Origin of the sequence: Edaphobacter lichenicola (genome assembly GCF_014201315.1) — a bacterium.
GTDB lineage: Bacteria > Acidobacteriota > Terriglobia > Terriglobales > Acidobacteriaceae > Edaphobacter > Edaphobacter lichenicola_B.
In genome coordinates this window covers 317657-336313 of record NZ_JACHDY010000001.1, presented here as the reverse complement: position 1 = coordinate 336313, position 18657 = coordinate 317657, and the positions used below count along the sequence as shown (strand labels likewise).

Here is an 18657-nt window from a genome sequence, read left to right as displayed (position 1 = left end):
GGGATGAGCTAGCATGGAAGAGTCAGGAGATTTGCACCATGTCGAATACTGTTACCGAAGCGGGAACCTCTATTGCCAGCGAGACTAATCCTAGTGCGCCGACTCAGGCGGGAAGGCCGGCGAGCAGCTTTGGGGCGGCTCCGCATGACCCTTCGAAGCCGGCGGTGAAGCGGCAGATTGTTTGCTTCAGCTTCTACAAGGTGATGCCGGAGTGGCGGAGGCTGCCGGCGGAGGAGAAGGCGGCGCATAAGGCGGCGTTTGCCGAGGTGCTGGCCAGGTGGAATAAGCCGGGGGAGTTTGTGTCGCTGACGTACTCGACGATTGGGACCCGCGGCGATGTGGATATGTGCGTGTGGTCGATTGGCTATGGGGTGGATGAGCTGAACCAGATGCGCAGCGAGTTGATGCGGACGCCGCTGGGGGGATATCTGAACTCGCCGCATAACTTTTTGGCGATGACGAAGCGGTCGCAGTACCAGATTGACCGGCCGGATGAGAGCGAGGGCGAAGGGCGTGGAGCGATTCGTCCGGGTGGGCAGAAGTACATCTTTATCTATCCGTTCTGGAAGACGCGGCCGTGGTATCTGCTGCCGGCGACGGAACGGAAGCGGTTGATGGATGAGCATATTCGCATTGGGCTGATGTATCCACGGGTGAAGCTGAATACGACTTACTCGTTCGGGATCGACGACCAGGAGTTTGTGGTGGCGTTTGAGACGAATTTTCCGGAGGATTTTCTGGACCTGGTGCAGCAGCTTCGGGAGACGGAGATCAGCTTGTATACGCTGGAGGACACACCGATCTTCAGCTGCGTGCGGGTGCCTGCGGCGGAGATGCTGGATCGTCTGGGATGAGGAAGGCAGCGAGTCAGCGAGTTGGGAAAGCAGCGAGTCGGCGAGTCAGCAAGCCGGCGGTTGCAGCGGTTGAACGGGTGGCTACGGGGAAGAAGACTGGGAAGATGCGCAATCCTACTTCGCAGGAGAGGGTGGCGGCGATTCTGGAGATTCTGGCGAAGACTTACCCTGGGGTCGTCTGCGCGTTGCATCACAGGAGTGCGTGGGAGCTGACGGTGGCTACGATTCTGTCGGCGCAGTGTACGGATGTTCGGGTGAATCTGGTGACTCCGGCGCTGTTCAAGGCGTTTCCTACACCGAAGGCGTTTGCGGCTGCTTCCCTGCCGGAGCTTGAGGAGTTGATTCGGACTACTGGATTTTTTCGCAATAAGGCGAAGTCGATTCAGGGCGCGGCGCGGGTGGTGGTGGAGGAGTTTGGGGGGAAGGTGCCTCAGACGATGGAGGAGATTCTTACGCTGCCGGGGGTGGCTCGGAAGACTGGGAATGTGGTGTTGGGGTCATGGTTTAAGATTGCGGTGGGAGTTGTTGTGGATACGCATGTTATGCGGCTGTCGCGGCGGCTTGAGCTGGCCGGAACTACACCTGGGTCGACTACGCCGGAGAAGGTGGAGCGGGATCTGATGAAGATTATTCCGCAGGATCGGTGGATCGCGTTCTCGCATGAGCTGATTCATCATGGGCGGCAGATTTGTGTGGCTCGGAAGCCGCGGTGTGTGGACTGTACGCTGGAGCGGCTTTGTAACTCTTCCGATAAGACCTGGAGTTCGCACTAGGCTCTGTCCTGCCGTACGGACGCCCTGCGCGGGCTGCGGTCACTTCGTGACGTGTATACCGCTTCGCTTGGCGCTCCCGTTGGTCGCGAGCGATCTTCCTTCCCAACCACGGGAGGACCCACGGCGTTCGTTCCACTAGGACCGGTACACGCGCTTGCCACCCCACGTCTTCATCTTCCTTTCAGGAGGGATTCGATTAGGGCCGGGATGGTGGGTTCGGCGGCTTCTACGGTGGGTTCGTGGCCCAAGGCGCGGAGGGTTTGGCTGGTGATGGGGCCGATGGAGGCGAGGGTGATGTTGGGTGGGAGCGTGAGGTTGGCGGCTTCGAGGAGAGCGAAGAGGTTGGTGGCGGTGGAGGCGCTGGTGAAGGTGATGGCGTCGGGGTAGTTCTCTGGTGCGCTGAAGAGATGTCGGAGGGCGGGGATGGAGTTGGGCGGTGTCTGGTTGCGATAGGCTTCGGCGATGGTCACGGTGGCTCCGGCGGCGGTGAGGGTCTCGGGGAGCGTGTCGCGGGCTTCGGCGGCGCGGGGGAGGAGGAAGGATTTCCCGGAGGCTTCGGGGAGGAGAGCTTCGGCGAGGGATTCGGCGAGGTACTGCGGGGGGACCAGGTCGACGGTGAGGCCGATGGCGTTGGCGGCGCGAAGGGTGGCGGGGCCGATGACGGCGATGTGTTTGGGGAGTTGGGTGAGGTGGAGGAACTGGGCTCGGCGATGGAAGGCTTCGACGGCGTTGGCGCTGGTGAAGAGGAGCCAGTCGTAGGTGCGGAGGCAGGTGAGTGCGGCGTCGAGGGCGGCGAAGGAGGTGGGCGGGACGATCTCTATGGTGGGGATCAGGATGGTGATCGCGCCGAGGGCTTCGAGTTGAGTTGCCAGCTCGGAGGCCTGGTGGCGGGTTCGAGTGATGAGGATGCGTTTGTTGGTGAGTAGTGGCACAGGAGACGATTTTAGTTTGTTTTCCGACGAGAGGCGTTATTAAGGTTTTCTTCAGGATTGACGCGGGTTTTACTAAGAATAACTTAAGGTTATCGACCTTATTGGAAGCTTTGTTGACGTCATCGAGTGTCCCTTGTGAATTCATTTTGAGGTAACGTATCGCTGGCCGGCCTCTGCTATCAAGAGTGCGGAGGTTCGTTATGAAAAAGATTTCAATTGCGGCAGCTACCACTGCCGTTGCCCTGGCAAGTCTTTCAACACATGGAATCGCGCAGGACCCAAGTGCGATTAAGCATGTGCTTCTGCTGAGCATCGACGGGATGCATGCGGTGGACTTTTACAACTGCTCGAACGGTATCAGCGGGGTGAACGGCGGTGAGCCTTACTGCCCGAATCTTGCAAACCTTAGCCATCGGGGGACGACCTACTCGGCTGCGTCGACGACGAGGCCTTCCGATTCGTTTCCGGGGATGATGACGCTGGTGACGGGCGCTACTCCGCGGACGATGGGGGTTTATTACGATGTGGCGTACGACCGCTCGCTGGACGCTCCGGCGAAGACTACGGGCAACGGGAATCTAGCCGGGCCGTGCACCGCAGGCGCAGCGCCGACGGGGACGACGACCGAGTATGAAGAAGGAATCGATATCGACCAGACGAAGCTGAATGGCGGCGCGCCGGGAGCGGGACTGACGGAGGGCGGCCTTGCTTCGATTGATCCGCAGAAGCTGATTCGCAATCCTGCGGCGGGCTGTGCGCCGGTGTTTCCGTGGAACTTTATTCGCACCAATACTGTCTTTGGGGTGATCCATCAGGCTGGAGGTTATACGGCATGGTCGGATAAGCATCCTGCTTATTCGTCGGTGGGTGGACCGGGCGGACCTTTCCTGGACGACTTCTACGCTCCGGAGATTAATTCGAACGTGGTGGCTCTGCCGGGAGTGAAGACGCCAGAGGGAGCTTCGTGCGCGACGATCCGCGATACGGCTGCCGATCTGACGTCGTGGACCAATAGCTTTGACAACATCCAGTGCTATGACACGCTGAAGGTGAATGCGATCTTGAACGAGATTGCCGGCAAGACGCACAACGGCGGCGCGGGAAAGGTTCCAGCGTTGTTTGGCATGAACTTTCAGGCAGTGAGTGTAGGACAGAAGTTGATAGAAGCGAATGTTGCCACCGGCGGCTACACGAATGCGGAGGGAGTGCCTACGCAGGAGTTGCTGAAGGAGATCGAGTATGTGGACGCCTCGATTGGGCAGATGGTGACTGCGCTGAAAGATACGGGCAATCTGGAGGACACTGTCATTATTGTGACGGCGAAGCACGGACAGTCTCCGATCGATCCGAATCTTTATAAGGCGACGCCGGGCAAGACGAGCAACGGAACGACTCCAGCGACGCTGCTGGCGGCGATGTTGCCGGCTTCTGAGTCGCCGCTGGGCGGTGGAATTGGGCCGACGGAAGATGACGTCTCGCTGCTGTGGCTGAAGAGTGGCGCGGATGTGACGACAGCGGTGAGTACTCTTGAAGAGAACAAGGTCGCAATCGGGCTGGGGCAGATTTACTATGGGCCGTCGGTGGCTCTGAACTACAACAAGCCGGGTCTCGGAGCGGGTCTGGATCCGCGGGCTCCGGACATCATCGTGACTCCGAATGTTGGAGTGACGTATACGGGAAGTGCGGCAAAGCTGGCGGAGCATGGCGGCTTTGCGCATGACGATACCAATGTGATGCTGTTGGTATCGAATCCTGGATTTGCGAAGGTGTCGGTGTCGATTCCGATTGCGACGGCGCAGGTGGCTCCGACGATTCTGCAGCTTTTGGGGCTAAACCCAAATCTGCTGAACGCGGTGCAGCAGGAAGGAACAGCTGTGCTACCGGGAATTAAGCCGGCACAGTAGGTCGAACGGAAGCACAGAGCGAAACAAGGGGGGATCGGAAATACCGGTCTCCCCTTGCTATTTAACTGCTTGCGGCTCGGCAGCTAAAGGCTCGGAGGGTTGCGGCGGAGCGAGGGTCTTGTCGAGCCGTTCCTGCACTCCTTCTACAACGTCGCTGACACCTTTGCTGAGCAGGAACGTGAATGCGGCAAATGCGAATAGTCCTAAGGAGCTTAGATCGCGCGCGGGGATGTGGTTGAGGTCGGATTTTTGAAGAAGGGTAAGATTCGACAAAATTGCGATAACGATTTGAGACAGGCCGTAGAAGATCTTTAGATATTTTTTGAACAGGTAGAGGAGGGTGCCCACGAGGAGGAGTCCGGTGCAGAGGATAGCGCGCGCGAGGATGTTGTAGTAGATGGAATGGGCGGCGAAGTGGCCTGCGAAGGAACGACGAAAGATCAGGTACCAGCAGAGCAGGCTGACCAGGAGGCCGGTCAACGCGGCGATGGTGAGATAGAGCCAGTAGAGCGGTCGCGTGCGGGACTTCTGGAATGCATGAGACTTTCTGTAGATGAGGAAAAGAAACAAGGCTATCGGCAGGATGAACAATACGATGGCGTGGGGGATGACGAGGTGGGGACCTCCCTTTTCGATCCAGCTGAGGTAGATATCGTTCCAGTGAATCTCGGTTGGGGCGATGCGAAAGGCTACCCTGAACATCAACCACCACAGGCAGGCGAAGAAGAGCACAAGGAGTGTGGCGCGAAGAAAGAATCGCGGCCTTAGCTTTTCGGGCTTGTCTATTTCCTCTGGCTTCATCGTCGTTTCCATGAAAAACAAACGCGGAGACGTATGGCCCGGGACCCGTGAGGCAGCATTATCTTACAAGAACGGTCAGTCGGCGGAGAGTGCGAGGTCGAGGAGGTCGAGGGCGCCTTTGGATTTGAGGTCGTCGGCGACGCGGAGACCGAGGGTGACGGGGTTGGTGTCGGGAGTGGCTTCGGTTTCCACCTGGACCATGGATTCGCCGTCGGGGGACACGACCTGGGCAACCATCTTCCACTTCCCTTCTTCGTGGAAGCAGTGCGCGCCGATGGGAAGGGAGCAGCCGCCGCCGAGGGCGTCGAGTGTGGTGCGCTCGGCGTCGATGGCGAAGCGGGTGTAGGGGTGCTCGAGGAAGGCGATGGCGTTGCGGATGTAGGTGTCGCGGGCTTCGTCGATGGCATGTTCGGGGCTGCGGGTTTCGAGGGCGAGGGCACCCTGGCCTGGGGCGGGACAGAGTTCGCAGGGGGAGAAGCGCTGGTGGACGGATTCGGTTCGCTTGAGGCGGTCGAGGCCGGCGGCGGCGAGGACGAGGGCGTCGCACTTTCCATCGGCGAGCTTCTTGAGGCGGGTGTCGATGTTGCCGCGGACTTCGACGAAGGTGACGTCGGGGCGTAGGGCGAGGATTTGAGCGCGGCGGCGTGGGCTGGTGGTGCCGATGCGGCCTCCTGTGGGGAGGGTGTGGAGCGCCCAGTAGGGCTCGCAGACCCAGACGTCGCGGGCGTCGGCGCGTTTGGGGATTGCGGCGAGGGTGAATTGAGGGGCTAGTTTTGTCGGGAGATCTTTCAGGCTGTGGACGGCGAGGTCGATGCGGCCTTCTTCGAGGGCCTCCTCGATTTCTTTGATGAAGATGCCTTTGCCGTCGAGGTTCGGCGGGGGGACGAAGCCGGGTTGCTGCATGCGGTCGCCGGTGGTGCGGATGATCTCGAGCTCGACGTGGTAGCCGGCGTCGCGGAGGGCGTAGAGGATGTGGTTGGCCTGCCAGAGAGCTAGTTGAGAGCCTCGGCTGCCGATGCGGATTGGATTGCTAGGGTTATTGTGCTCGGAACTCATGGTCTTTACTAGGATACGGGATGATGCGTGAGCTGGTTCGCTGATTCAGGTGGTTTGTGCCCGGTTGAGGAAAAGCGGGTTCCTCCACTTCCCTTTCGACTCCGCTCAGGGTGCGGTCGGAATGACGTTTTTAGGCGGCGGCGAAATATTCGTTGAGTGGCTTTACATCGATGGGCGAGCTACGGCTGAAGGACGTGCAAGTCTGATTTTTTTCGGAACTAAGTTGGCACTGCAAGCGTAAGTGCCTGAGAGAGACACAAGTGGAGGGGAGTTCATGCAGGATATCTGGGTTGCGTTGCGCCAGTTCTACAAATCGCCGGGCTTTGCCATTACGGTTGTGCTTACGATTGCGTTGGGAATTGGGGCGAATACGGCGATCTTTACGCTGGTGCACGCGATCCTGATGAAGTCGTTGCCGGTGGCGGATCCGAAGACTCTGTTTCGCGTGGGCGACCAGGATGATTGCTGCGTCAACGGCGGCTTTATTAATGACAACGGGGACTTCGATCTTTTCTCTTACGAGTTGTACAAGCATCTTCAGGAGACGACGCCGGAGTTTGAGCGCCTTGCGGCGATGCAGGCTGGCGGAGAGCAGAAGACGACGCGGCGAGGCTCGGAGCCGGCGAAGTCTGAGCGGGCGCAGTATGTGTCGGGGAACTTCTTTAAGACGTTTGGAATTGGACCGTTTGCGGGACGTGTGCTAACAGATGCGGACGATACCCCGGGTGCGGCTCCGGCGGTGGTGATGAGTTATCAGGCGTGGCAGTCGGACTATGGCGCCGATCCAAAGGTGGTGGGGTCGACGTTTTATCTGCAGGGGCAGCCGGCGACGGTGGTGGGGATCGCTCCGCCGGGATTCTTTGGCGACCGGATCAGGAGCAATCCACCGGCGTTGTGGATTCCGCTGGCGATGGAGCCTGCGATCGAGGGGAAGAATTCGATTCTGCATGTGCCGGATAGCAACTGGCTCTATGCCGTAGGGAGGCTGAAGCCGGGAGTCAGCGTCACTGCGTTGCAGGACAAGATGTCGGGGAGCTTGAGGCAGTTTCTTGCAGCGCAGCCTAACTACTCTCGCAATGGTGGGTCGACGATTATTCCGAAGCAGCATGTGGTGATTGTGCCGGGTGGCGCGGGGATTCAGAACCTGCAGAAGGAGACGGGCAAGGGACTTTATCTGCTGATGACGATCTCGGGGCTGGTGCTGCTGGTGGCGTGCGCGAATGTGGCGAACCTGCTGCTGGCGCGAGGAACGACGCGGAGGGTTGATACATCGGTGCGGATGGCGCTGGGCGCGGCGCGAAGCAGATTGATACGGCAGATGCTGACGGAGAGTCTGCTGCTGGGGTGCGCGGGTGGGCTGGCTGGCCTGGCGGTGGCGTATGCGGGAACGCGAATGATTCTGGCGCTTGCGTTTCCTGACTCGCCGCAACTGCCGATTGCGGCGAGCCCTTCGCTGGCGGTGCTGGGGTTTGCGTTTTTGCTGTCGCTGCTGACGGGAGTGGTGTTTGGGGTTGTGCCGGCTTGGATTACATCGCACTCGGACCCGGCGGAGGCGTTGCGGGGTGCGAACCGGTCGACGCGAGATCGGGCGTCACTGCCGCAGAGATCGTTGATTGTGTTTCAGGCGGCACTGTCGCTGGTGCTGCTGGTGGGTGCGGGGCTGTTGACGAAGAGTCTGCGAAATATGGAGCATCAGAGCTTTGGGATTCAGACGGCAAACCGGTATGTTCTGCATCTCGACCCGGCTGGCGCGGGGTATACGCCGGAGAAGCTGCCGGCTTTTTACCAGACTCTGGAGCAGCAGCTTGGATCGCTGCCGGGAGTGCAGAGCGTTGGGCTGGCGCTTTACAGCACGCTCGAGGGAAATAATTGGGGTGAGAGTGTGTTCGTTGATGGGCATCCAGCACCTGGACCGAATGACCACAACAACTCTTCGTGGGATCGGGTGAGTAACCACTTTTTTGAGACGGTGGGACAGCCGGTTGTGCGTGGACGCGGATTTACGGATCAGGATACGGCGACGTCGCAGCAGGTTGCGGTGGTGAACCAGGCGTTCGTGAAGAAGTTCTTTCCGAAGGAAGATCCCACTGGGAGGCACTTCGGAATCTACGAGCAGAAGTTCTCATCTTCGTTCGAGATTGTGGGCATTGTGGCAGATGCCAAGTATCAGAATCCGCGCGATGAGATGAGAACGATGTACTTTCGTCCGCTAACGCAGACGATGACGGGGCTGACGGATCCGAATGAAACGATGGCTGAGGGACGCGGGCGGTATATCAACTCGGTGACTCTGTTTTTTCGGAGCGAGCCACAAAATCTTGACGCGACGGTGAGACGAACACTGGCGAATATCAATCCGGACCTGACGGTGCTTGACCTGCACTCGCTGGACTTCCAGATAGCCGACAACTTTACGCAGGAGCGGCTGATTGCGAGGCTGACGATGTTGTTCGGTGGGCTTGCGCTGGTACTTGCTTCTGTGGGTCTCTATGGAATCACGTCGTACCAGGTGGCACGAAGAACGAGCGAGATTGGGCTGCGTATGGCGCTGGGAGCAGACCGCGGAGATGTGGTGCGGATGGTGATGCGGAGTGCGTTTGTGCAGGCTGGGCTGGGGCTGGTGATTGGAGTGCCGATTGCGATCTTTGGAGCGAGGGCGATGGCCGATCAACTGTATGGCGTGCGCTCGTATGATCCGGTGAGTTTGTTGATTGCGGTGGCCGTGCTGTTGGGATCGGCTACGGTTGCGGGATTTATTCCTGCTCGGCGGGCTGCAAATATCGAGCCGATGACGGCGCTGCGTACGGAGTAGATGGGCTTGATTAAACGCAACACGGCTTGATTGCACGCAACACTTTCGGTGTGAGGCGAGTGTTTGCTCTTTTTCTTTACACGGAGAAGCGTTTGAGGCGGGATAGTTGCAGAAAGCTTAGCCAGATGAATCTTGGATTGTTGATGAGGTATCGACGCCATAGACGCTTCGGCTCTTTGATGAGCCGGTAGAGCCACTGGAGGCCGGACTGCTTCATCCAGTCGGGAGCTTCGGCGAGGTTGCCGCTGAGGAGGTCGAACGCTGCGCCGACACCAATCATCAGTTTCACCGGCAGGCGGCCGTTGTATGCGGCCATGAAGCGCTCCTGCTTGGGTGTGCTGAGGCCGCACCAGAGTATGTCGGCCTGGGATGCGGTCAGCTGAGTTTGCAGATCTTCCTCCTCTTCGGCGTTGAGCGGACGGAAGGGCGGGGTGTAGGTGCCTACGATCTGGAGACCGGGATAGCGGCGGGTGAGTTCGGCACGCAGCTCTTCGGCGATGCCGGGCCTGCCTCCGTAGAGGAAGTGACGGTAGCCGCGCTGGACGGAGAGTTCGCACAGGTTCAGCATGAAGTCTGGACCGTAGACGCGGGTCATGTGCTTGAAGCCGTGGAGGTGGCCGAGCCACACGGTGGGCATGCCGTCGGGGGTTGAGAGAAAAGATTTGTTGAGGATGGTTCGGAAGGCTTCGTCTGATTGTGCCTCGATGATGCCGTGGACTCCCGTGACGCAGATGTACCCGGATTGGCCGCTGCTCAATAAGGATTCGCTATGTTCCAGTGCGCTTTTCATGGAGAGTGCACTTATTCCGACACCAAGGATGTTGACTCTTGGCGGATCGGCAGAGATCATGATCGCTCCTTGACGATGAAATTGACGTTCGAGTCCGTGGTGTTGCGGGTTGCTGGGAGTCGCATGCTCCATGGGATAGAGCGCTTTGATAGGACTCCCCTGAGTTGTTGGCACTGCTGATGGCTCGAGTATACGAAAGTCGTTGGAGGCTGTCGACCTGACGTGCAGCTCGACAGCACTCCCTTGGACTCTCCTATTTGTAACCGATGAAGAGCGGCATTCGAAATGGATTGCTGTTGGGTGAGGTGATGGATTTTGTCACACCGGAACGTGTCTCCTGCACCTGGATGGCGTATCCACAGCCTGAGCAGTAGACCGACTCCTTGTACATGTACGACACCTGCGCGTCCGTGGAGATGAAGGCTGCCTGCGAGGTTGGAACAGAGGTGGATGGATAGATGAGGGAGCCGAGGAGCTCTGTCTTTCCGCCGGAGGTGGTGTTGATGACGGTGCCGGCGGCTTCTGTCTTGAGACCGAAGATCCAGAGCGAGGCGCCGAGGTTTGAGATTTTGGTTCCGTTCAGTTCATTGTCAAGCTGGCGTGCCCAGACCTGCTGACCCTTCTGGACGGTCAGGCCGGAGATGCCGATGTCTTCGAGGAAGAGTTTGCCGGCACCAGCGTAGGCTGCGTAGTTGTTGATGTGGGCGTCCTTGAGGACGATGGGACGGCTGCCACGATGATCGATCTTGATGCCGTAGCCGAACTGCTCGATAATGAGCGGCTGGGAGGAGTTACTGGTGACGACGAATCGGATGCCGCCGCCGTTGGTTCCCGAACCGAGGTTGACGACGGAGGAAAAACCTACGATGCGGTCAACGGTGTCAGGTACGGTGACGTCGGTCTCGTTGGAGGAGAAGTACTGGCCGAAGGGAAAGTAGACGGTGTGCTTGCCGCTGTTGAGTACGGCCTGGAGGCCTGAGGTATCGCCGTACCACTTGGGGGTGAAGACGGCCCAATCGGTGAGGCTTGAGCTGGTGAAGGAGGGTGTCTCCTGAACGGCAAGATTCAGACCGATGGTGTTGATGGTTCCCGTGAGTGTACTGGGAGTGCCTACGACGAGATGCGAGATGGTTCCCTTGGTGAGGGTGGGAGTGGAGGTGCTTGAGTCTTGCAGGGTCGCCTCGTAACCGGAGGAGGAGACATTTCGCAGGAAGAGGTTGCTGTTGGTCTGAATGGCGGAAACCGTATCGACTCCGCCAGAGAGGCTGCCGTCGAGCAGGATTACGAAGCCGCCGGTGTTGGTGAGAGCGGGAACCTTGTTGGTGCTGGTAAGACCGCGAACGCTGATGGCTTGATTGCTGTTGCGAATGCCGGCGATGTTCTGGTTCTGGAGGGTGATGCCTTCCATGGTGATGCTGTACTCGGCATTCTTAAGGTCGATGCCTACATCGAAGCCTTGCACCTCGGTGTTGCGGATCATCATGGGGCCGGCCCATTGCCTGGTGAGATCGATGCCCGCGTGACCGGTTCCGTCTTCACTCTTGATCAAAACATCGTGGATGGAACCGACGTTGTTGGAGACATAGCTGAGTGCCGTTGCGCCTGGGTTGCCGGAGCCAACGGAGAAGCCGAGGTCCCAGATGCTCTGACGGAAGGACTGGTTCCCTTTCGGGGTTTGGATGAGGGGCTTCGGAGCGGAGGAGTTGTTGAAGCCGCTGGAGCTGGGGGCGAGACGAATGATGCTGCTCGAAGAGCCGGAGCCTTGCAGCGTGACACAGCATCCGTTCCATTGCAGCGTGTTGCTGACAAGATAGGTGCCGGGTGGGAAGTAGAGCGCTTTGGGGAGGCCGTTGTAGTCCTCGGTGGCATTGGATCGGCCATCGGAGAGAGCGCTCTGAATGGCTGCGGTGTCGTCGGTTACTCCATCGCCGACCGCTCCGTAGGATTTGACGGAGGTCATGAAGCCAGCCGGAAACGTCAGTGTCCCACTGAGAGTAGCGCCGGACAGGGAGAGGGGTTGCGGCGCGGCTGTGCCGCCGTCGGCAACGGGAATGGTTTGTCCGGAGCAACCCACCATTACGAGAAGACAGAGCAAGCTGATGACGCTGATGGTGGCACGCAAGAGAGCGCGCGACCGGATAACTTCGCTGGGCAGAGAAATCCCAGCGTTACGGGGAGGGGGAGGGCATATTCTCATATGCAAATACTTGCACGGTTCGCTGGAGGTCACAATAGTACGAAAGTGTGTGGCATCGGAGCGAAGAGGCCTGCTGCATGGGATCGGAAGAGCGCGCCGACGTGGATGCAGGGGCTAAGTGCCTTTCATTGCGCCATTTTTGTAGAACGATACCTGACGGCAGCGACCGGGTATTTTGTTAGAAAATAATCAAAAAAAAGATCACCCGTTGATAAATTCTCCGGCTACTGCTCCAAGCCGAAACGATTCGCGACCAACGTTCGGCTGGGGTTCTCGTTCGGGCGTGTCTCGAATTTACTTAGGATGAATCTCCTCGAAGGCGCTTCCAGGTAGTAGAAGCTGAGGACGCTTAGACCTATTGCGAGAGCCAGAAAGAAGGGATAGGTCTGGAGACTGTGGCCTCGATGTATTGGTTTCAGCAGATGCCATAGTGGAATATGAATGAGATAGAGACCATAGCTGGCCTCTCCTAGAACTACCAGCCAGCGATAGGAGAGGACGCGATGCACGACGGAGTTTCCATAGGTGAGTGCAACGATAACAACGAGGAACAAGGGAGCCAGCATCCCGTCATGAATCAGCAAATGCAGGTGGAGAGTGCGATAGGAGAGCGCGACAAAGGCGGCAAATCCCAGAGCGGCGCATCCCAACAGGGGGAGAGAGATTCGCTCGATGGTCGACTTTGTCTTGCTGGTCATTCTGAGAGTGAGCAGACCAGCGCATATTCCCTCGATAAACTCGTGCAGGTGCAGAGCCGGTGAAAACTTCACGGCATCCTGTCTAAGATGCATGCCGGCTGCGCCTGCAACGAGGGCCAACCCCGAACAATAAGAGAGGACAAGGATCAACAATAGACTTGATTGGCGTCTGCGGAGAAGCAGGCTTGCAATGAAGGGGAAGAGGAGATAGAAAAATGCTTCGACTGAGAGCGACCAGTTGGGGTTATCGATTCCTCTCAGGGAGACTGCCCAGCCCTGCATCAGAAAGATATTGGCAACCAGGATCTTCGCAGTTGAGAGGAGAGCGGCATGAAAGCCAATGTGGCGAGCCGAAGCGAAGAGAGAGTGCGGTGTGTCCAGCAGAAGCGTGAAGAAAAAGAGCGGGTAAACTCTTGCGAATCGAGCACACCAGAACCTTCCCTTCTTGGGCCCTTGTCCCTCATTCAAGTAAACAAAAGCAAGGATGTAGCCCGAGAGCACGAAGAAAAAACTGACGGAGATGTAGCCGAGACCGAGAAGTCCCCCGTTGACAGCATTGGGATCATCTAAACCAGTGAGCAGCTCTGTCAAGGTGTGGAATAAGACGACGTATAGAGCGGCAAAAAATCTCATTGATGTCAGAGGGAGGATTGTCTGCTTGGCCGTTGGCATTCACATTCTTTCTCCGTTGGGAGTTTCGAACGTTCTGTTTTTTACTGTGTCACACTTCGTTGGAGATCACAATGAGACGAAAGTGCTGCATGGCAGAGAGAGAAAGGCATGCTTGAATAAGAGTGTGTGGCAAATGGAAGACCTGATTGCTGGAAGAATGGGAACAAAGAAATTCAAGATGAGAGGGTGAGCTCCCTGATGAATGTTTTGCTTTCGGCTTATGCGTGCCTGCCGGACTCTGGTTCGGAGCCTGGAAATGGATGGAACTGGGCGATGCACCTCGCGGAGCGTGGGATCAAGGTTACGGTGCTGACGCGCGGAGAGGGGCGTGAGGAGATCGAGGCATACCAGCGCGATCATCCAAAGTCGAACGTGAGCTTTGGCTATGTGACGGTACCGATCAAGCTATTCAAACCGGGGAGCGGGATTCACTATGCCCTTTGGCAGATGCTCGCGGTGGGAGTGGCGAAGGAGCTCAATCGACAGCAACGGTTCGATGTGGTGCATCACGTGACCTATACGAGTATCCATGTGCCGACGCAGTTGTGGCGTTTGGGCGTGCCCACTGTGTTTGGGCCGGTGGGCGGAGGACAGACGGCTCCGCCGAGCATGCTCGAATACTTCGGACCCAGCAGACGGTCGGAGGAGCGCCGGACGCTTTTGACGAGAGCGCTTCCCTACTCTCCGTTTCACAGACGCTGGCTTGCGAAGATGAGCAGGGTGCTGGCTGCAAACGATGACACGCTGGAGCTGATACGAGAGATGGGCAGGCCGGACGTGCAACTACAGTTCGACAATGGAGTGGGGGTCGACTACCTGGCGCCGGGGCCGCGAAGTTTCAAGGGCAGCTCTGCTGTTCGCTTGATCTGGGTGGGGAGGATGCTGCCGCGCAAGGCGCTTCCGATGGCGCTCGATGCGCTGGCGAAGGTGACGCACGACTGGATGTTGACGATCGTCGGGAACGGTATAGCCGAGGCCGAGGTGAGACAGATGATTGCTGAGCGGGAGTTGACGGGCCGTGTCCACTGGGCGGGAAGGCGTCTGAGCTGGGATGAGGTGCGCGCAGCTTATCTGGAACATGATGCGCTGTTGTTTACGAGTCTGCGCGAGACCTCGGGAGTACAGCTATTAGAGGCGATGGCGCTCGGTCTGCCGGTGATTACCCTGGACCTGCATGGGGCGCGCGATGTCGTCCCTGACGAGGCCGGCATCAAGGTTCCTGTTACCACTCCCGCGGAGGTGGTGTGCGCGCTGGCGTCGGCCATCGACCGATTTGCTTCGATGAGTGTCGAGCAGAAGAATGCGATGTCGCGTGCGGGTTGGGAGTTTGCACGCACGAGTACCTGGCCTATGCGGGCCGCGGCTGCCGAGCTTCTCTACAGAGAAATTTCGGCAGGAGATGCGAAGTAGCACCGTAAGGGTTGCCGCCGGGAAACGTTGACACAGGGCGGCTTGCCATAGAGACTCAACGTAGACGCGATCGAGATCTTCTCCTTCTGGCCGAACACCGCGAGAGCTCTCGAGACGCGCGAACCTATCGCAAGTTCTACTTCACGACGTACTGGGAGATTCTCATTGGCACTCCGCACCGCGAGGGCTGGCTTGTCTACAAGAGCCGTTGAGACGTGGCTTTTTTTCCTGAGGCATGAGACCAAGCTTACGAAGTTTCACCTGACGCGGCTGCGTCTTCGCAACGAACGCTCGAAGGCTTCGGTGACGGCGCCGGGGGGACCGGTGGTTTCGGTGACCACTTACGGGGATCGGCTGCGTACGGTTCATCTGGTATTGGAGTCGATCGCTGCGGGATCTGTGCTTCCGTCGAGGATGATCTTGTGGGTGGATAGTGAAGAGGCGTTTGCGAATCGAACGGCTGGTTTGCAGAGGTTGGTTGATCGGGGTCTCGAGATCTGCCGGAGTGAAAACTTCGGGCCACACACCAAGTACTATCCGTATCTGTTGTCGACCGATACGTTTGAATCGGCGCTTGTGACGGCGGATGACGATCTTCTGTACAACGAGTGGTGGCTGGAGGGCCTGGTGCGAGCGAATCGTGAAGACCCTGGGTCGGTGAACTGCTATCGAGCTCATCGGGTGAGGCTTGAGAAGGGGGCGATCGCTCCCTACGTGACGTGGGGAAGGTGCAGAACGACTGAGTCGAGCTTTCTCCATTTTGCGACGGGAGTCTCCGGTTGCATCTATCCTCCGTCGCTGCTGCGGAGATTGAAGCTTGCGGGCTCCGAGTTTGTGCAGCTCTGTCCGAAGGCGGATGATGTGTGGCTGCATGTGAATGCGTTGCGTGCGGGGATGCGGACCCGGCAGGTTTGGGACCGTCCGCTGCGGTTTCCTTTCGTTCCAGGGACGCAGGGCACCGGGCTTTACCACTCCAATGTGCTGCTGGCGCGTAATGACGAACAGATTCGCAATACATATACGGCTAGCGATATCGCTGTTCTGGAGGCGGCCGCGCAGGTGGGTTCGAATTAATTCCTGTTGCTTGAACAACATGGCCTTTGTTGCTTTATCGACATGGTCGAGAGCATCAGAATACGCATCCATTGTTTTGGAGGGTGAGATTTATGAAGCGGAGGGACCGATGAAAGTTGCGACTCCGATCTCGCGGATGGGTCTCGGTACGGGCCGGTTGGCATCGCTGGGCTCGTCGCTTACCCGTCGTCAGGCGATTGGGTTGATCCATGCGGCGATCGATCATGACATCAGGGTGATCGATACGGCTGATACGTATGGCTCCGGTGACAGTGAGCGCGTAATTGGGGCGGCTCTTAAGGAGCGGCGGCGCGACGATTGCTTTCTCATTACGAAGGCCGGATTTGCGCATGTTGCTTTGCCTGCAGCGTTCTCTCCGCTAAACCAGATCGGAAAAAAGTTGAAGCAGAAGGTGTCGCCAGGGAGAGATTTTTCGAAGGCCTATTTGGTGCGCTGTGTCGAACGGAGTTTGAAGAGGTTGGGGACAGATCACGTCGATGCTTTTTTGCTGCACGCGGCTGTCGCTGGCGAGCCGACGGATGAGAGTTGGGCCGCGCTGGAGACGATACGGACGAAGGGGATGAGTCGCCTGACCGGAGTATCCACCAGCGATCCCGCAGTGGTGCGGCAGGGCCTTGCTTCGGGACAGGTGATGATTGTGGAGACGCCCGTGTCGCTGTGTTCGCCGAATGCGGGGACGATCGGAGAGTTGTGCGTGGAGGGACAGGTGCCGCTTGTTGCCAATGAGGTGTTGAAGCCGCAGACGCTGTTGAAGGAGCATGCCGGTGAGTGGAACTCGATGCGCGAACGACATGGAGTTGGGATGATTGCTACTCCGCAGTTGCTGATTGCTTATGCCGCAGCCCAGGAGGGTGTGAGCACTGTTCTTGTGGGAACACTTTCGGCTGGTCATTTGCTTGAGAACTTGAAGGCCCTGGAGTATGGAGCAGAGATGCGAGAGATGTTCGCGGAGATGAAGGAGGCGTTCGCATGATTCTCACCGGCAACCCTTCCGGGGAGATGCTCGAATCGGATGTTTGTATTGTCGGCGGTGGCCCGGCGGCGATCAGCGTTGCGCTGGAGTTACTCAAGAAGAAAGTGAGTATCCTGCTGCTGGTGGGCGGCGGGGCGAACCGGGAGTCCGCCTCAGATCAGGATTTGAACCGCGGCGTTATCGCTAGGCCAGGCTCGCATGAGAGTCTTGAGGAGAATCGGCGGCGCGTGTTTGGCGGGGCATCTTCTGCATGGGGAGGTCGGTGCATCCCCTTCGATCCGATTGATTTCAAGGCGCGGGATTGGATCGCCGAGAGTGGCTGGCCTTTCTCTTACGAAGAGATGCAACCGTTTTATCGTCGAGCTCTAACGCTTTGTCGCGCTGGGCGGTATGACTTCGACAGCCGCGAGGTTTTCCCTGCTGAGAGTGGGGAGATCATTCCCGGCATGAAGAGCGAAGACCTGGAGGACTGGCACCTGGAGCGATGGAGCCCGCCGATAGATTTCGCAAAAGAGTTTCAGGTTGTTCTGTCCGATGCAGCGAACGTCCGCGTCGTTTTGAATACCCATGTGCTGGAGTTTGTTTCGACAGATCGCAAGGACAGGATCGATTTCGTGCGGACGATCTCCCAGGGGAAGAGATTCGAAGTTCGCGCAAAGACGTTTGTTTTTGCGACGGGCGGGATTGAAAATGCTCGAATTCTTCTGTCATCCAAGAGCGAGTTGCATCCTGCAGGGGTCGGGAATGAACGCGACCTAGTTGGACGTTTCTATCAGGCTCATCCTCATGGGACGTATACCTCGCTTGCTCCCGTGAACCGGCAGGCGATCAAATATGACTACGAGCGTGATAGCGATGGCGTTTATTGCCGGCGGCGATGGACGATCTCGGAAGAGGCGCAGGCGCGACTGCGGATCAACAATATTATCTTCTTTCTCGACAGGACGAACGCCGCTCACGGTCATCGCGACGCAATTTTTTCCGCCGTGTTTGTGGCGAAGGCTGCGCTTGCGGTGATGCGCGCGCATGGGTTTTCGAAGAGACGATCCAAGTTGAAAGCACTGGCGCCTGATGTTCGCCAGCATCTTGCGATTGTTGCGTCAGATGGGCTGGCGTCGATTCCCCGGCTGGTGAAGCTTGGGCGTGCGCGGGCAGCGAAGGACCGGAGGTTGCCGTCGGTACTGCCGTCGGTGAAGTCGAAGTATCTGGGGCTTTACTATCAGGCGGAGCAGGTACCGAATCGCGATAGCCGGATTACTTTATCTCCTGATCAGTTCGATGAACATGGTGTGCCGCGGGCAGTGGTCGATCTCGCGTTTACGGAGCAGGACATACGGACTGTGGTGGAGGCGCACCGAATCTTTGTGGAGCGGTATCGCGCTGCGGGAGCGGGAGAGCTTATCTTCGACGAAGGGGAGTTAGCAGATTACGTGAGACGTCGATTTGAGCACTTCAACTCTGCGGCGCATCATATCGGGACCACTCGAATGGCAACCTCTCCGGAGCATGGCGTGGTCGATGAGAGTTGTAAGGTGCACGGAGTCGAGAACCTGTATGTTGCCGGGAGTTCGGTCTTCCCTACCGGAGGTCATGCGAATCCGACGTTGACGATTGTGGCGCTTGCACTTCGTCTGGGCGAACATCTGGCGGGGTTCGCGTAGTTTCGCTTGCATTGCGACGTGGTCCGGGA

14 protein-coding genes are annotated in these 18657 nt (G+C 58.1%); 8 read left to right on the top strand and 6 right to left on the bottom strand.

Features of this window, described 5'->3' with window-relative positions:
* Positions 1–38 precede the first annotated feature (38 nt).
* Both HDF09_RS01365 and nth read left to right on the top strand, forming a co-directional pair.
* Entirely contained in the window at positions 39–854 is an 816-nt protein-coding gene (locus HDF09_RS01365; RefSeq protein WP_183760533.1) for a chlorite dismutase family protein, read from the top strand.
* Positions 851–1627, top strand: coding sequence for an endonuclease III (nth, locus tag HDF09_RS01360; protein ID WP_183760531.1), 777 nt, complete (start codon positions 851–853; stop codon positions 1625–1627). The genes HDF09_RS01365 and nth overlap by 4 nt, the downstream gene beginning before the upstream one ends.
* A gap of 170 nt (positions 1628–1797) precedes the next feature.
* Here the strand turns inward: nth and HDF09_RS01355 are convergent, their stop codons facing one another.
* Complete coding sequence (locus HDF09_RS01355; RefSeq protein ID WP_183760529.1) at positions 1798–2559, bottom strand: uroporphyrinogen-III synthase; 762 nt, start codon at positions 2557–2559, stop codon at positions 1798–1800.
* A gap of 200 nt (positions 2560–2759) precedes the next feature.
* Between HDF09_RS01355 and HDF09_RS01350 the strand changes: the two genes are divergently transcribed.
* Positions 2760–4463: an alkaline phosphatase family protein gene (locus HDF09_RS01350; protein WP_183760527.1), complete on the top strand. Its 1704-nt coding sequence runs from the start codon at positions 2760–2762 to the stop codon at positions 4461–4463.
* A 57-nt stretch (positions 4464–4520) separates the two neighbouring features.
* On the opposite strand, the gene HDF09_RS01345 is transcribed toward HDF09_RS01350, so the two are convergent.
* The gene (locus HDF09_RS01345) at positions 4521–5264 is read right to left on the bottom strand and encodes a hypothetical protein (RefSeq protein WP_183760525.1); all 744 of its coding nucleotides are present in this window, start codon (positions 5262–5264) and stop codon (positions 4521–4523) included.
* Positions 5265–5339: 75 nt separating this feature from the next.
* A complete protein-coding gene (gene hemC, locus HDF09_RS01340) occupies positions 5340–6320 on the bottom strand; it encodes a hydroxymethylbilane synthase (protein WP_183760523.1) in 981 nt (326 codons plus the stop codon).
* A gap of 274 nt (positions 6321–6594) precedes the next feature.
* On the opposite strand from hemC, the gene HDF09_RS01335 reads away from it, so the two are divergent.
* Positions 6595–9132: an ABC transporter permease gene (locus HDF09_RS01335; RefSeq protein ID WP_183760521.1), complete on the top strand. Its 2538-nt coding sequence runs from the start codon at positions 6595–6597 to the stop codon at positions 9130–9132.
* A 76-nt stretch (positions 9133–9208) separates the two neighbouring features.
* Here the strand turns inward: HDF09_RS01335 and HDF09_RS01330 are convergent, their stop codons facing one another.
* The 3 genes from HDF09_RS01330 to HDF09_RS01320 all read right to left on the bottom strand — a co-directional run bounded on the left by HDF09_RS01330 (position 9209) and on the right by HDF09_RS01320 (position 13489).
* Positions 9209–9982, bottom strand: coding sequence for a WecB/TagA/CpsF family glycosyltransferase (locus HDF09_RS01330; RefSeq protein WP_183760519.1), 774 nt, complete (start codon positions 9980–9982; stop codon positions 9209–9211).
* Positions 9983–10175: 193 nt separating this feature from the next.
* The gene (locus HDF09_RS01325) at positions 10176–12044 is read right to left on the bottom strand and encodes a glycoside hydrolase family 55 protein (RefSeq protein ID WP_183760517.1); all 1869 of its coding nucleotides are present in this window, start codon (positions 12042–12044) and stop codon (positions 10176–10178) included.
* Between the two features lie 299 nt (positions 12045–12343).
* Entirely contained in the window at positions 12344–13489 is a 1146-nt protein-coding gene (locus tag HDF09_RS01320; protein WP_183760515.1) for an acyltransferase family protein, read from the bottom strand.
* A 198-nt stretch (positions 13490–13687) separates the two neighbouring features.
* On the opposite strand from HDF09_RS01320, the gene HDF09_RS01315 reads away from it, so the two are divergent.
* From HDF09_RS01315 to HDF09_RS01300, 4 genes are all read left to right on the top strand, one after another.
* Positions 13688–14899 (top strand): glycosyltransferase family 4 protein, encoded by a 1212-nt coding sequence (locus tag HDF09_RS01315; RefSeq protein WP_183760514.1) that lies wholly within the window; start codon positions 13688–13690, stop codon positions 14897–14899.
* A 192-nt stretch (positions 14900–15091) separates the two neighbouring features.
* Positions 15092–15973: a glycosyltransferase gene (locus HDF09_RS01310; RefSeq protein WP_183760512.1), complete on the top strand. Its 882-nt coding sequence runs from the start codon at positions 15092–15094 to the stop codon at positions 15971–15973.
* Positions 15974–16082: 109 nt separating this feature from the next.
* Positions 16083–16967, top strand: coding sequence for an aldo/keto reductase (locus HDF09_RS01305; protein ID WP_183760510.1), 885 nt, complete (start codon positions 16083–16085; stop codon positions 16965–16967).
* Positions 16964–18628, top strand: coding sequence for a GMC oxidoreductase (locus HDF09_RS01300; protein ID WP_183760508.1), 1665 nt, complete (start codon positions 16964–16966; stop codon positions 18626–18628). Before HDF09_RS01305 ends, HDF09_RS01300 begins: the two co-directional genes overlap by 4 nt.
* Positions 18629–18657 lie beyond the last annotated feature (29 nt).